Genomic DNA, 14497 nt, shown 5'->3' on the forward strand with positions numbered 1-14497 from the left:
GTCAGGGCGCCGGGGCGGCCGGGGTGATCAGCGAGCCGCCGAAGTAGATCGAGGACGCGCACTCGTCGGGTGGTGTGGCCTCGCCGGGCGGCTTGCCGACCTCGTTGCACACGAGCGTCATGACAAGCTCGTCACCCGCGTTGCCGACGATCGGCGAGATGAAGTGGTAGTCGAGGTCGCGAAAGTTCTCGAGCGCCGAGTCGAGGATCACCTGCTCGCCCATCTCGAGGCGGACGCGGCCGAAGTCGCCCTGCGGGTTGCTCAGCACCAGGTCGGTGAGCTCGATGGTCTGCCCCTCGGGGACCTCGAAGATGTCCGCAGCCGTGGAGCCGGCCACCGTCGTGACCTCGAGCCGCCCGGACGTCGGGATCTCGGTGGGTGGCAGGAGCGTCCCGCCCACGATCTCGTCGGCCTTGACCGCGGCGTCGCCCGCGACCTGCGCGGACTGCTCGGCCCCTCCGGCGGAGGCCCCCGCAGCCTCGGCGGCCTGCTCGGCGGCCGCGGCGTGCTCCTCCGCGGCGGCGACCTCCCCCTTCACCGCCTCCTGCGCCGCGGACTCCACGGCGCCGCGGAGCACGAGGAACCACAGCGCCACGAGGGCCGCGAGGAGAGCCAGCAGCGCGAGCAGCAGCTTGGGCAGCCACGACGGGATGAGCGGCTCCTGGACGAACGTGCCGTCGAGCGTCACCGGGGTCCCGTCCCGCGGCTCGACCGTCGCCGTGTACGGGAGGGTCCTCGGCTGCCCGCGCCACATCGACCGGACCGGCTCGACCCGCAGGTCGGTGAACGCCGCGTTGCCCGAGCCGACCGTGGAGACCGCGGGCTTGACCCCGAAGCGCAGGGCGTCGGCCTGGTCGGCCCCGCGCAGCGCCACCGTGACCGGCTGGTTGCCCCGGTTGTCGACCGCGACCCGCACCTTGGCGCCACGCCGGCCGTGCGAGGTCCGCGGCACGAGCTCGGCGGTCGTCTCCATGAACGGGAGCACCTCGACCGCGCCCTCGGGGACGACGGTCTCCTCGGGGTGCTCCGTGGGGACGACGCGCACCCCGAACCGGAGCTCGCCCGCGGGCACGGCGGCCGAGCGCGGCGGGAAGAACATCACCGTGGCGGTGGTCGAGGCACCGGGGTACAGCGAGACGTCCTCGGGCTCGATCGAGGCCCAGCCCTTCGCGGGGCCCACCACCTCGAGGTGGTAGCCCTCGACGAGCTCGCCGTTGTTGTAGATCTGCAGCGGGACGGCCGCAGCCCCGCCCGGGTCGAGCATGACCGGGGTCGGGTCGAGGGTGGCTGTCGTGGTCATGGACCGACGGTAGGGCGGCGCGCGGGACGGTCCCCGTGCTGCCGGGCCGGACTTCGGGGCAGCCCGGGATGCCCGTTGTGTCCCTGTTGACTGCACGAAGATCGGCCGGCGGCAGACTCCCGGGCATGCGGTCCCCGAGGGGGTGGACCGCGACGGGGAGGAGTGGACATGGAGCGCATCGGGGTGCACGTCCTGGCGAGGGACCCCATCTCCGAGGCCGGCGTCGCGAGCCAGCTGCGACCGCGCCCGGAGGTGCGGGTCGTCGGCCGGTCCGAGCTGCACGAGGCGAAGGTCGCCGTGATCGTGGTGGACCAGGTGGACGACGAGACGGCCACGATCCTGCGGGTCAGCCAGCGCGCGGGCATCGCCCGGACCGTGCTCGTCGCGGGCCGCCTCGACGACGAGGACCTCGTCACGGCGGTCGAGGCCGGCGTGCTCGGGCTCGTGCGGCGCAGCGAGGCGACGCCCGAGCGGCTCGTCAAGGTCATCTGCGCCGCGGCCGCGGGCGAGGGCAGCGTCCCCCCGGACCTGCTCGGGCGGCTGCTCGACCAGGTGGGCCGCCTGCAGCGGCACGTGCTGGGCCCGCGCGGGCTGACGTTCACCGGGCTCGCGACGCGTGAGGTCGAGGTGCTGCGGCTCGTCGCCGACGGGCTCGACACGAGCGAGATCGCCCGGCAGCTCTCGTACTCGGAGCGGACCGTCAAGAACGTGCTGCACGACGTCACGACCCGCCTCCAGCTGCGCAACCGCTCGCACGCGGTCGCGTACGCGGTGCGGGAGGGCCTGATCTGATCGGAGCTCCCCGCGCGGGCAACGGTGCCCGCGCGGGGGTTCGGCGGTGGTGAGCCGCGGTCGGCGCCGGAGCGGAGCACCGTCGCGGCCGCGCGGCGCCGGTGCGCTGCGCCGTTGCACTGCGCAGGGGCGGGGCGCACGGTGCCCGGACGGCCGCGCGCGTTGCCCGATCGGCTGCCCGGGGCCGGGTGCCGCGCGGCGCGGGCGGTCGGCACGGTGGAGCGGTCAGCGGCACGAGCGCGGGAGCGCGCGAGGGGGTGGACGGGTGATCGCCCAGGTCGACGCGGCCCTGCGGAGCATCGTGCGGACCGGTGCCGTCACGGGGACGGACCTCGAGGTCGTGTTCGACGCGCCGACCAAGGACTGGGCGTCGCGCCGCAACACGCCCACGGTCAACCTGTACCTCTACGACCTGCGCGAGGACGTCAAGCGCCGCGAGCGCGGGTGGACCGAGCGGCGCGGGTCCGACGGCGCGGTCGTCTCGCGGAGCCCCGCGCCACGGTTCTTCAAGCTGTCCTACCTCGTGACGGCGTGGACGCAGCGCCCCGAGGACGAGCACATGCTGCTCGACTCGCTGCTCGCGTGCTTCCTGCGCTACGAGGCCCTGCCGCGCGACCTCGTCGTCGGTCACCTCGCCGAGACCGGGCTCGACGTCCCAGTGACCGTGGGGCTGCCGCCGCCCGAGGACCGGGCGTTCGCGGACGTGTGGTCCGCGCTGGGCGGCGAGCTCAAGCCGTCCCTCGACGTCGTGGTGAGCGCGCCCGTCGCCACCGGCATCGTGTACCCCGCCGGCCCGCCGGTCTCCGACGGCCCGTACGTCGGGCTGCAGGACGTCGTCAGCGGCTCGGGCACGGGTCCGCGGCGCCGGCACGCCCCGCCGCCCCGGGTCGCGGCTCCCCCGTCGCCCGCGGCGACGACCGCCGCTGCACCCGCGAAGGCCCGCCCGTCCACGCGGTCCCGGAAGCGCGGCGCGCAGCCGTGAGCAGGGACGCGGCCCGCGGGTCCGAGCAGGCCAGCCTCGCGCACCTGCTCGGGCGCGCCGCGACCGTCGAGGAGCGGGTCCGCGCCCTCGTCGCACGCCGCCGCTCCGTGGACCCGCAGCCCGACGACCCGTTCCGCGGGCTGTACCTGAGTGACGAGGCCGTCGACCGCCTGCTCGCCGGGCCCCGACCCGGGCACGCACCCGACCCCGCAGCGGACGAGCGGACCGGCGCGGTCGAGCGTGCCGCCGACGAGGCCGAGCGTGCGGGGCACCGCCTGCGCCTGCGTGAGCTCGTGCGCCGCTGCGGGCTGGAACCGCTCGACGTCGACCTGCTGCTCGTGGCACTCGTGTGCGACCTCGACTCCCGCTTCGAGCAGCTCTTCGGGTACCTCAACGACGACGTCACGCGGCGTCGGCCCGCGACGGCGGTCGCGCTCGAGCTGTGCGGCGTCGACCTCGCCTCCGCGCACGGCCGGGCCCGGCTCACGCACGGGCCGCTCGTGACCGCCGGCCTGCTCGCGGTCGAGGACGGCGACCGGCCGTTCCCGGGCCGGGCGCTGCGGGTCCCCGACCGGGTCGTCGAGCACCTGCTCGGCGACGACGCACCCGACGCGGCGCTCGCGCCGGTGCTCGTGGTCGCCCCGGACGTCCGGTGGGGCGACGCCGGTCCCCTCGCGCGGGCCCTCGACCGCGGGACGACCCTGACCTACCTGCGCGAGGGCTCGACGGGCTCGGCGCGCGTGCTCGCCGTCCAGGCGCTGCACGCCCTCGGCCGGGACGCCGTCGTCGTCGACCTGCACGCCCTCGCCGCGGAGCCGGACGCGCACGCACTGGCCCGGTCCGCCGCGCGCGAGGCCCGGCTGCGCGGGGCCGGGCTCGTCGCCGGGCCGGTCGAGGCCGTCGCGGCGCGCCCGCGCCTGCTCGCGGCCCTGGCGTGCGAGCCCGAGCCGCTGCTGCTCGTCGGCCGCGGGGCGTGGGACCCCGCGTGGACGACGCACCCCCCGCTCCTGCAGACTGTGCCGGCGAGCACCACCGGCGAGCGCTCCACGATGTGGCTGCGTGCGCTGGGCTCCGGCGCGCACGACGAGCGCGACGCGGCCGCCGCGGGCATGGACGACGCGACCGTCGAGGCGGCGACCCTGCAGTTCCGGCTGCGCCCCGAGCAGGTGGCGCGGGCCGCGGCGTCGGCCCTCGTGCAGGCGCGCGTCGAGCCCGACGGCCGGGTCACCGCCGAGCACCTGCGGGCCGGCGCCCGCGCGGAGAACGGCTCGGCCCTCGACGGGCTCGCCCGGCGCATCGAGCCCGCGGTCGGCTGGGCGGACCTCGTGCTGCCGCGCGCGCCGATGGTCGCGCTGCGCGAGGTGGCCCTGCGCGCCCGCCACCGCGAGCGCGTGCTCGGCGACTGGTCGATGCGGCCCGGCGGCGGGCGGGGGCACGGCGTCGCGGCGCTGTTCGCGGGCGACTCGGGGACCGGCAAGACGATGTCCGCCGAGGTCGTCGCGCACGAGCTCGGGCTCGACCTGTACGTCGTGGACCTCGCGACCGTCGTCGACAAGTACATCGGGGAGACCGAGAAGAACCTCGAGCGCATCTTCAGCGCCGCCGCGGAGGTCAACGGGGTCCTGCTGTTCGACGAGGCAGACGCGATCTTCGGCCGGCGCTCCGAGGTCCGCGACTCGCACGACCGCTACGCGAACATCGAGAGCGCCTACCTGCTGCAGCGCATGGAGTCGTTCGACGGGCTCGCGATCCTCGCGACGAACCTGCGCGCCAACATCGACGAGGCGTTCACGCGCCGGCTCGACGTGCTCGTCGACTTCCCGCTGCCCGACCCCGAGCACCGGCGGGCGCTGTGGGACCGCAGCCTCGGGGAGCTCGTGCCGCGCGACGGGGACGTCGACCTCGAGTTCGTCGCGGGGGCGTTCGAGCTCGCGGGCGGCGCGATCCGCTCGTCGGCGGTCACCGCGGCGTACCTCGCGGCCGACGACGGCGGCACGGTCCGCATGACGCACGTGATCAGCGCCGTCGAGCACGAGTACCGCAAGCTCGGCCGCCTGTGCCTGCCCGGCGAGTTCGGGCGGTACTGGTCGATGCTCCAGCCGACCGGCGCGTGAACCCGGTGCGTGCGCGATCGGGCACCGGCACTGCCCCGGACGACGGCTGACCGCTCCTTGGCGGCGTGCGGTGCGCGGGCGAGCCTCGGAGGAGACGCCGCACCGGGGTCCGGCCCGGCGGCGAGCCCGGTGAGGAGCGACCATGCGCGAGCACGAGCACGAGCACCTGGACGACGACGCGCAGCGCCCGCGCACCGAGCGCACCGAGGAGCGGCCCGACAGCGCGCTCTGGCGGGCCGCCGCGGCCGGGCGCACGGACGTCGTCGGGCCGCAGGGCCTCGCGCGGCTGCAGCGCGCCGTCGGCAACCAGGGGGTCCGCGGTCTCGCGCAGGAGGAGCGCTCGCCGGTGCTCGACGTCGTGGGCTCGGGCGGCAGCCCGCTCGACACGCACGTCCGCACCGACATGGAGTCCCGCCTGGGCCACGACTTCGGGGACGTGCGCGTGCACACCGACGACGCGGCGCACCGCTCGGCGGCATCGGTCCAGGCGCACGCGTACACGGTCGGCTCCGACGTCGTGTTCCAGAACGGGCAGTACGACCCGGGCTCCACGGCGGGGCGCACGATGCTGGCGCACGAGCTCACGCACGTCGTGCAGCAGCGCAGCGGCCCGGTCGACGGCACCGCGACGGGTGACGGCGTGCGCGTGAGCGACCCGTCCGATCGGTTCGAGCGCGAGGCCGCGGCGAACGCCGAGCGCGTGATGTCCGCGCCGCCGGTGCAGACGGCGCCGGTCACCGGGGGCGGGGGCGCGCCGGGCGGGGCGGCCGTGCAGCGGCAGGAGGGCGACGAGGAAGCCCCCGAGGAGGCGCCGGTGCAGGGCGCGTTCGAGGCGGGCGCCGCGGTGCAGCGCGAGGAGTCCGAGGAGGAGGAGGCGCCCGCCGGCTGAGCGGGCCGGCTGGGGGGCGCAGGCGCGTCAGGCGTCCGGCGACACCTCGGTCACGAGGTCCGCGGCCCACAGGTCCGGGCCGAACACCTCGTACTGGACGTCACGGGCGGGCACGCCGCGGGCCAGCAGCCGCGAGCGGACCGACCTCATGAACGGCAGGGGCCCGCACAGGTAGTAGCCGGCGCCGTCAGGCAGGTCGACGTCGTCGACGTCGAGGAGCCCCTCGAACACACCGTCGACCGCGAGCGCCGACACCGCGCCGCGCTCGTACCAGGTGTGCAGGGTGCCGCCGGGGAGCCGCCGGACGTCCGCGAGCACCTGCTCGCGCAGCGCGAACGTGCGCTCCTCGACGTCGGCGTGCAGCACGTGCACCTCGAGCCGGGAGCCGGCCGCGACGAGGTGCGAGAGCATCCCGGCCATCGGCGCGACCCCGATGCCGGCGCTCGCGAACACGAGCGGGCGCCCGGAGTCGTCGAGCACGACGTCGCCGAACGGGACGGACATCGTCAGGACGTCGCCGACCTGCACGGTCGCGCACAGCAGGGTCGAGACCTCGCCGTCGGGCCGCTCCCCTCCGCCGCGCACGCGGCGCACCGAGAACTGCCGGGTCTCGCCGTCGTCGGCGCGCGTCAGGCTGTACTGGCGGGGCTGGTGCACGCCGTCGGGCATGGGGACCTTGACGGTGACGTACTGCCCGGGCAGCGACGTGCGGACCGAGCGGTGGTCGGTCCGGCGGACCACGAACGTCACGACGTCCTCGGTCTCGTCGCGCCGGGACTCCACGCGCCACTCGCGCCACACCGTGCCCGGGCCGACGCCGCGCGCGCTGTATAGCCCGCGCTCCTGGTTCACGAGCGCGTACGCCATGAGCCAGTAGACCTCGTCCCACGCCGCCGCGACGTCGGCCGTGACCGCGTCCCCGAGCACGTCGACGATCGCCCAGAACAGGTGCTCGTGCACGACCGCGTACTGGTCCGGGTGGATGCCGAGCGAGGCGTGCTTGTGCGCGACCCGCTGCAGGAGGTGCTCGGGCAGCTGCTCGGTGTCCTGCGTGAGCGCCGCCGCGAACGCCACGACGGACCCCGCGAGCGCGACCTGCTGGGTGCCCTGCGCCTGGTTGCCACGGTTGAACACCCCGTCGAGCAGCTCCGGCCGGGCCGCGAACATGTGGCCGTAGAACCGGCGGGCGATCTCCGGGAGGTGCTCGCCCACCACCGGCAGGGTCGCCCGCACGACGTCACGGGACCGGTCCGAGAGCATGAGGGCCTCCTCGCCCGCCGGGCACCCCCTGCGCCCGCTCCGACCAGGCTAGACCCGGTGCTCGATCGGGCAGCCACGTCTTCCCTCCACGACGGCCCGACGCACGTGCCGACGCCCCGGCGGCCCGGTGACGCTGGTCTCGGCGTCGCAGTGGCGCTCACCGTGCTCTGGAGGGACCAGCATGCCGACCTACCTTTCCCCAGGCGTCTACGTCCAGGAGGTCGAGGCGGGATCCCGCCCGATCGAGGGAGTGGGCACCGCCGTCGCCGCGTTCGTCGGCCTCGCCACGCAGGGTCCGCTCAACGAGCCGACCCTCGTGTCGAACTGGACCCAGTTCACCGAGAAGTTCGGCGACTTCCTGCCCGGCTCGTACCTCGCGCACTCGGTGTACGGGTACTTCCTCAACGGCGGCGGCAACTGCTACGTCGTGCGGATCGGCGGCGCGTCGTCGAACGGCAACGGGCGCGCGGGCAACGGCTCGGCCGCCGCGAGCTCCGCGAAGTCCCGCAAGGCCGTCACCGGACCGGCCGTGGCGATGGTCGGCGGGTACCGCGTGACCGCGCAGCCGTCCGCGTCGAGCAAGTCGGTGAGCGTCGAGATCCAGGACGCCGGCGGCTCCGAGCCGCCCGAGGACCACTTCAAGCTCGTGGTCCACGCCGACGGCAAGGTCGCCGAGACGTTCGACCACGTGACGACCAAGCGCGGCCCGGAGAACGTCGCGACCAAGGTCAACGCCGAGTCCAAGGTCGTCACGCTCGAGGAGGTCCTCGCCGGCAGCGCGCTCATGAAGCCCGACAAGGGCACGTTCGGGCTGCTCGCGCCCGAGCCGGAGCCCGAGGCACCGACCGTCGCCGCGCTCGGCGCCGACGACTACGTGGGCGACGCCGCCGCGCGCACCGGCTTCAGCGGTCTCGAGGCGATCGACGGCGTCACGATGGTCGCCGTCCCGGACCTCATGGCCGCCTACGAGCAGGAGGCGATCGACCTCGAGACGGTCATCGCCGTCCAGCGCGCCGTGATCGACCACTGCGAGCTCATGGGCAACCGGATGGCGATCCTGGACGCCCCGGCGAACCTCAGCCCGCAGCAGATCAAGAAGTGGCGCATGGAGGACACGAACTTCGACTCACGGTTCGCGACGCTGTACTGGCCGTGGATCAAGACGTTCGACCCCTCGGCCGGCAGCAACCGGTTCGTGCCCCCGTCGGGCCACATGGCCGGGGTGTGGGCACGCAACGACGACGAGCGGGGCGTGCACAAGGCCCCGGCGAACGAGGTCGTCCGCGGCGCCGTGAGCCTGCAGACCCAGATCACGAAGGCCGAGCAGGACCTGCTCAACCCGAACGGCATCAACTGCATCCGGACGTTCCCCGGGCGCGGGATCCGGGTCTGGGGTGCGCGCACGCTCTCGAGCGACCCGTCCTGGCGCTACCTCAACGTGCGCCGGCTGTTCAGCTACCTCGAGGAGTCGATCCTCATCGGCACGCAGTGGTGCGTGTTCGAGCCGAACGACCCGGCGCTGTGGGCGCGGATCCGCCGCACGATCAGCGCGTTCCTGGTCAACGAGTGGCGCAAGGGCGCGCTGTTCGGGACCACCCCCGACGAGGCGTTCTTCGTCCAGTGCGACGGGGAGACCAACCCGGCCGAGGGCATCGACGCCGGCCAGGTCGTCTGCCGGATCGGCGTCGCGCCCGTGAAGCCCGCCGAGTTCGTCATCTTCCAGCTCGCCCAGTTCTCGGGCGGCACGAGCCTCGTCAACGAGTGACGCCGGACCCGACCCGCTCGACACCAGAAGGAGAGTGACCAGCGATGCCTCTCGACACATTCGACTCGTCGTCGGCGAACGGCTTCATCGTGACCATCGACGGGATCCAGATCCCCAAGGTCACCGAGGTCAGCGGCCTGAAGAACGAGGTCGACAAGATCGAGCTCAAGCAGCAGACGTCCGACGGCAAGTACGTCGTGCGCCAGCTCATCGGCCGCCCCAAGCCCGGGGAGTTCACCGTGACACGCGGGCTCACCGAGTCCAAGACGGTGACGGACTGGCTCAAGAAGGTCATGGAGGGCGACGTCAAGGGCTCCCGCAAGACGGCGTCGGTCGCGCTGCTCGACTACCAGGGCGCGACCATCAAGACCTACAACTTCGTGAACTGCTGGGTGCGGTCGGTCGAGATCAACTCGCTCAAGGCCGGCGCCGCCGAGCAGGCCACCGAGAAGTTCACGGTCTGCTACGACGAGTCCACGATCGCGTGAGACGGCGACGGGCGACGTGATGCAGCGCATGCGCAACGGTGTCCTCGACGTCCAGGAGCAGCGGCCCGACGTCCGCGAGGGGCACGGCCGGGAGGCCGCCGCCGACGGCGTGCTGCGCACCGAGTTCGCGTTCGAGCTCCCGCGCGGGTACGTCGACGGCGACGGCGTCGTGCACCGCTCGGGCGTCATGCGGCTCGCGACCGCACGCGACGAGCTCCTGCCGCTGTACGACGCGCGGGTCCAGGAGAACGCCGCGTACACCACGGTCGTGCTGCTCGCCCGGGTCGTCACGTCGCTCGGGACCGTCCCGGCGATCACCGCGAACGTCGTCGAGAACATGTTCGCCTCGGACGTCGCGTTCCTGCAGGACCTCTACCGCCGCGTCAACGCCGAGGGCCACACCCGGATCGCCGTCACGTGCACGGCGTGCCAGCACCGGATGACCGTGGACCTCGCGGGTGGCCGCCTGGGGGAATCGTGACGTACGCGCCCGACCGGATCCACGAGGAGGTCGCGTACGTCGCCTACCACTTCCACTGGCCGCTCGACGCCATCCTCGACCTCGAGCACGGGCAGCGGCTGCGGTACGTCGCCGAGATCGCGAGCATCAACACCCGCCTGACTCAGGAGCGGTGACGCCGTGCGGTGGCCGTGGCAGCGCGACAGGGACCCGGCGCCCGGCGGTGCGGGGCAGCGCGAGGGCGAGCACCCCGCGACGTCCCCCGGCGCGGCTCCGGGCGCCCCACCGGCACCGCCGCCGGTCGCGGGGTGGGCGTTCGTCCCGGCGCTGCAGCGCACGCTCGGCCCCATGCCGACGGTCTCGGGGATCGCCACGGCGCGCCACGGGCTCGCGACGTGGGGCGACCCGTCGTCGCTGCAGAGGATGTCGCACGCCGTGGCCGTCGACGCGGCGGCGGGCCTCGTCGACGGCGACGGGCTCGGCCTCGGCGCGCACGCGACGCCGGGCACGGGGGCTCCGGCCACGACCTCGCCCGCCCCGGAGCTCCCCCTGCTGGGCCCCGGGCGGGCCCAGGGCGCGGTACGCACCGCGTCACAGTCGTCCGGCGGGACCGCGGCACCCCCTGTGCAACGCTCCGCGGTCCCGCCGGCGCCGGGCTCTCCTGCGACGAGCCCGGCACGAGCCTCGCGCGGTGCGGCGGTCCCGGCGCCGGCACCTCTCGTCAGCGCTGCCTCGCTGGAGCTGCCGGTGCTGCAGCTCGTCGGGCACGCCTCGGCGGCGGCCCCCGGTGCGGAGGTCCCCGGTGCGGAGGTCCCCGGTGCGGGGGTGTCCGACGACGTGCCCGGGAGCGGCGCGTCGGGACCGGTGGACGCGACCGGCACGGAGACGCACGCGGTCGCGTCCGGGGCGGGTCCGGAGGTCGGTCCCGGGATCGGGCTCGGGTTCGGGCTCGCGTTCGGCGACCCGTCGTCGCCGGCCGGCGACGGGGCCGACCGGGCTGACGGGGCTGACGGGGCCGCGTCGCCGGTCCCGCTCCTCGGATCCACGGGCGGGGGCAGCGCGACCGACGGCGGCTCGACGCCGGGCGTCGGTGCGTCGCGGGCCGCGCGGGCTGCTGCCGACGACGGGTTCACCTCCGTGGCCGTCCCCCACGTGACGGTCCCCTCGGTGCCCTCCCCGTCCGCGGCGACGCCCGCCGCGCTCGTGCAGCGCCGTGTCGACGGCTCGGCGCCCTCCGCGCCCTCGGCGCCACCCTCCGCGCCACCGCGAGTGCCCCGACGCCTCGGCCTCGGATCCCCGCTCACCGGGACGCCTGGCACCGCCGCTCCGGCACCGTCCGACCCGAGCACGGGTGCCTCGCCCTGGTCCGTGCAGCGTGCTCCCGACCCCGGCGCCCCGGTGGGACGTCCCGCCGACCGGCGTGCGGGCGGTGGACCGGCACCGGCCGCGCCGACCCCGGCCGCGCCGACCGGCGCGCCACCGGACGGAGGGACGCCGGACGGAGGGACGCCCGTCGTCGCGCGGTCCGTCGTCGGGCCGCCCGCCTCCACGCCGTCGGCCGCCGCACCGTCGAGCGCCGGGACGCTCGCCGCCGGGTCACCGACCATCGCACGGTCCGCCACCGAGCCGACCGTCGTCGCGATGCCTGTCGCCGCCACCGCCTCGCCCCGCACGACCCGCACGCCCGACGCGACCAGGACACCCGTCACGACCAGCACGATCAGCACGCCCGACGAGCCGGGCGCCACCCGCACACCCGACACGACCGGCACGCCGACGGTGGACGACGCGGCGTCCGGGCCGGGAGCGCTCACCGGACCGGACGCGCCTGTCGCCCAGCGGATCGCGGACCCAGGCCCGGGCGGCGAGGCACGGGGCGCACCGACCGCGACCGGCGGGTCGGAGCCGACCGCGGCTGCCGAGCCGGCCAGCGCCGCCAACCCGGACCCGGCCGACCTCGTGGTCGGGGCACCCGACCCGGACGCCGCGGACCACACGCACTCCGGCACCACCGCCGAGCTCCTCGGCGGGCACGGGACGCCGGGCGCGGGACGCCTCGCGAGTCCGCTGGTCGGAGCCGGGGCGGGTGCACTGCCGGTCGACGGCACGGGGGCAGGCGCCCTCCCGCTCGCCGGCGCCGGTGCGGACGCGCTGCCCGACGCCACCGCCGGGGCCGACGCGCTGCCCGTCACCACCGCCGAGGCGGACGCGCTGCCGGTCACCACCGCCCGGACGGACGCGCTGCCCGTCACCACCGCCGGGGCCGACGCGCCGCCTGTCGCCACCGCCGAGACAGGTCCGCTGCCCGTCGCCACCGCCGGGGCGGACGCACTGCCCCTCGCCACCGCCGGGGTCGGTTCGCTGCCGGTCGTCGGCCGCTCCGCCGCACCGTGGGGCCCCGTCGTCGCCCGTGCCGCCGCCGCTGGGCCCGGGCACGACGACCCCTCCGGCACCCACGCCGGCGACGGCTCTGCCGCCGCGGCCGAACCCGAGGCCGTGGTCCCCGCGGGTCCCCCGCCGTCCGCACCCGCCGCCGAGTCCACCGGCGGGCCGGGACCGGTCGCGAGCCGCAGCGTCCTCGGTGTCGGCGTCGGCGTCGGCGACATCGCAGCGACGCGGCCGAGCCAGGCGTCCGACGACCCCCACGGCGCCCGGCCGCCCGACGAGGCACCGTCCATGCCGCTCCTCCGCGACCTCCGTGCGACGCAGCCGGCGGACGCGGCACCCGGTCCGTCGCCCCTGACGGTCTGGCGCAGCACGTCCGGGCCGGCACCGGGAGCCCTCGACGCGACCGGCCCGTCCGGGTCCTCCCCCGGCCGTGGGGACGTCCCCCGCCCGGCAGCGGTCCAGCGCAGCACGAGCACCCCCCTCGCCGGCGCCACCGGGCGGGTCGCCGACGGACGCCTCGCCGCCGCCGGACCGCTCGCCGACGGACCCCTGGCCAGCACGGTGCAGCGCGATCCGGGCGGCGCGGGGACCGGTGCGGTCGGCGTGCGCGCGAGCGGCGGCACGGCGGACACACCCCAGCTCCGCTCAGCCGTCCCGCTGCCCCCGGCGGTCCAGCGCCGCCCGGACACGACGGCCGCTGCTCCGGCCGACCCCCGCGGGACGCCGTCGACCCCGGAGCAGGGCGGCGCACCTGCGCTCCCGTCGCTCCCGCTGCTCGGCGCCGTGACGCCTGGGGCCGTGACACCCGGGGACGCGACCGCAGCGGCCACCGGTGCGCTCCCGGCGCCACCGACCGCGCAGCGGACCGCGGGTCGCGCGGCGACGCTCCCGACCTGGACCGCGCCGCTCCTCACCCCACCGCTCCTCACGCCACCGTTCGTCACGGCCCCGCTCGTCGGCGCGCCGGGCGTGCCGGGTCCCCGTGGCGCGACGGCGACCCTGACCGCGCCTGCGCTCCAGCGCACCACGGACCCCGACGGGACATGGCGCACGAGCGCGACCGGCAGCGCGCCAACCGCACCCGCGCTCCAGCGCACCGCGGAGTCCGGCGGGACATGGCGCACGCCCGCCGCACCGACCGGCAGCACGCCCGCCGCACCGACCCGTCCCGCACCGGAGGCCCTGACACGGGACACCGTGAGCGACGCGCCGTGGCCCGTCGTCGGTCCGGGTGGCTCCGTGCAGCGCGCCGACCGCACGTCGGCGCTGCCGCTCGTGACGCCCGCCCAGGCCGGGCCCGCTCCGGTCGCCGCGGCGGTCGAGAGCCCGTCCGTCCCTTCCGGCGCGGGCGCGGATGTCCAGCGTTCCCCCGCCGACGCGGCAGCCCCCGAGCCCGCGCCCCCGCCCGGCCCCGCACCGTCCGCGTCCGCGGCGGCCGGGGGTGCGCCGCCCGACGCGGCGTCCCCCGAGCAGCTCGACGCCCTCGTGCGCCGGCTCGTGGGCCCGCTGACCCGCCAGATCAAGGCCGACCTGCTGGTCGACCGCGAACGCCGAGGACGACGGACCGATGAGCGCTAGCCCCCGCGTGACCCACATCCCCGCCCAGCCGCTGGTCCTGGACGACACCTCGACCGCGGTGAGCGTGCGGTTCGTCGTGCGCATCGACGCCGAGTCCCTGGGCGCGTTCACCAGCTGTGAGGGCCTCGGCTGCGAGGTCGTCATGGAGACGCGTGAGGAGGGCGGCAACAACGGTCTCGTCTGGCAGCTGCCGACGCGCCTGAAGTACCCGAACATCAAGCTCTCCCGCCCGCTCGGCGCCGGGAGCATGAACGTCTCGGCGCTGTTCTCCCGCATGGCGACCGGGTACAAGCTCTCCACCGGGACGATCCAGGCGCAGACGGCCGACGGGAAGCCGGTCGCCACGTGGGAGCTGCGCGACGTGGTCCCCGTGCGGTGGACCGGTCCCTCGTTCACCCCCGACCAGCCGAAGGTCCTGATGGAGACCGTGGAGATCGCGCACCACGGCTTCGTCGCGGCCCCGGCGCAGAACTGAGGCCGT

At 75.9% G+C, this 14497-nt stretch carries 12 protein-coding genes; 10 read left to right on the forward strand and 2 right to left on the reverse strand.

Annotation, left to right across the window (positions count from 1 at the left end):
• Nucleotide 1: 1 nt before the first annotated feature.
• Complete coding sequence (locus tag ACWFNE_RS18405; protein WP_452123868.1) at nt 2-1300, reverse strand: COG1470 family protein; 1299 nt, start codon at nt 1298-1300, stop codon at nt 2-4.
• 168 nt (nt 1301-1468) lie between these two features.
• Here ACWFNE_RS18405 and ACWFNE_RS18410 point away from each other — a divergent pair, with 168 nt between their 5' ends.
• The 4 genes from ACWFNE_RS18410 (at nt 1469) to ACWFNE_RS18425 (ending at nt 6077) form a co-directional block, all read left to right on the forward strand.
• The gene (locus tag ACWFNE_RS18410; protein ID WP_412868887.1) at nt 1469-2092 is read left to right on the forward strand and encodes a LuxR C-terminal-related transcriptional regulator; all 624 of its coding nucleotides are present in this window, start codon (nt 1469-1471) and stop codon (nt 2090-2092) included.
• A gap of 265 nt (nt 2093-2357) precedes the next feature.
• The gene (locus ACWFNE_RS18415; protein ID WP_452123869.1) at nt 2358-3074 is read left to right on the forward strand and encodes a DUF4255 domain-containing protein; all 717 of its coding nucleotides are present in this window, start codon (nt 2358-2360) and stop codon (nt 3072-3074) included.
• Nucleotides 3071-5188: an ATP-binding protein gene (locus ACWFNE_RS18420; protein ID WP_452123870.1), complete on the forward strand. Its 2118-nt coding sequence runs from the start codon at nt 3071-3073 to the stop codon at nt 5186-5188. The genes ACWFNE_RS18415 and ACWFNE_RS18420 overlap by 4 nt, the downstream gene beginning before the upstream one ends.
• Nucleotides 5189-5330: 142 nt before the next feature.
• Nucleotides 5331-6077 (forward strand): eCIS core domain-containing protein, encoded by a 747-nt coding sequence (locus tag ACWFNE_RS18425; protein WP_452123871.1) that lies wholly within the window; start codon nt 5331-5333, stop codon nt 6075-6077.
• A gap of 27 nt (nt 6078-6104) precedes the next feature.
• On the opposite strand, the gene ACWFNE_RS18430 is transcribed toward ACWFNE_RS18425, so the two are convergent.
• Nucleotides 6105-7337, reverse strand: coding sequence for a globin domain-containing protein (locus ACWFNE_RS18430; RefSeq protein ID WP_452123872.1), 1233 nt, complete (start codon nt 7335-7337; stop codon nt 6105-6107).
• Nucleotides 7338-7518: 181 nt separating this feature from the next.
• Here ACWFNE_RS18430 and ACWFNE_RS18435 point away from each other — a divergent pair, with 181 nt between their 5' ends.
• From ACWFNE_RS18435 to ACWFNE_RS18460, 6 genes are read left to right on the forward strand one after another with little or no spacing between them, the layout of a single operon-like run.
• On the forward strand, nt 7519-9102 hold the full coding sequence (locus ACWFNE_RS18435; protein ID WP_452123873.1) for a phage tail sheath family protein: 1584 nt from the start codon (nt 7519-7521) through the stop codon (nt 9100-9102).
• Nucleotides 9103-9146: 44 nt separating this feature from the next.
• A complete protein-coding gene (locus ACWFNE_RS18440; protein ID WP_452123874.1) occupies nt 9147-9590 on the forward strand; it encodes a phage tail protein in 444 nt (147 codons plus the stop codon).
• Between the two features lie 28 nt (nt 9591-9618).
• Nucleotides 9619-10071, forward strand: coding sequence for a hypothetical protein (locus ACWFNE_RS18445; protein ID WP_452123875.1), 453 nt, complete (start codon nt 9619-9621; stop codon nt 10069-10071).
• Nucleotides 10068-10226 carry a DUF6760 family protein gene (locus ACWFNE_RS18450; RefSeq protein ID WP_412868893.1) on the forward strand — a complete coding sequence of 53 codons (159 nt, stop codon included), beginning with the start codon at nt 10068-10070 and terminating at the stop codon, nt 10224-10226. Before ACWFNE_RS18445 ends, ACWFNE_RS18450 begins: the two co-directional genes overlap by 4 nt.
• 4 nt (nt 10227-10230) lie before the next feature.
• Nucleotides 10231-14016 (forward strand): hypothetical protein, encoded by a 3786-nt coding sequence (locus tag ACWFNE_RS18455; RefSeq protein ID WP_452123876.1) that lies wholly within the window; start codon nt 10231-10233, stop codon nt 14014-14016.
• Nucleotides 14006-14491: a phage tail protein gene (locus ACWFNE_RS18460; protein ID WP_452123877.1), complete on the forward strand. Its 486-nt coding sequence runs from the start codon at nt 14006-14008 to the stop codon at nt 14489-14491. The genes ACWFNE_RS18455 and ACWFNE_RS18460 overlap by 11 nt, the downstream gene beginning before the upstream one ends.
• Nucleotides 14492-14497: the final 6 nt, after the last annotated feature.

This window comes from Cellulomonas sp. NPDC055163 (genome assembly GCF_053607065.1).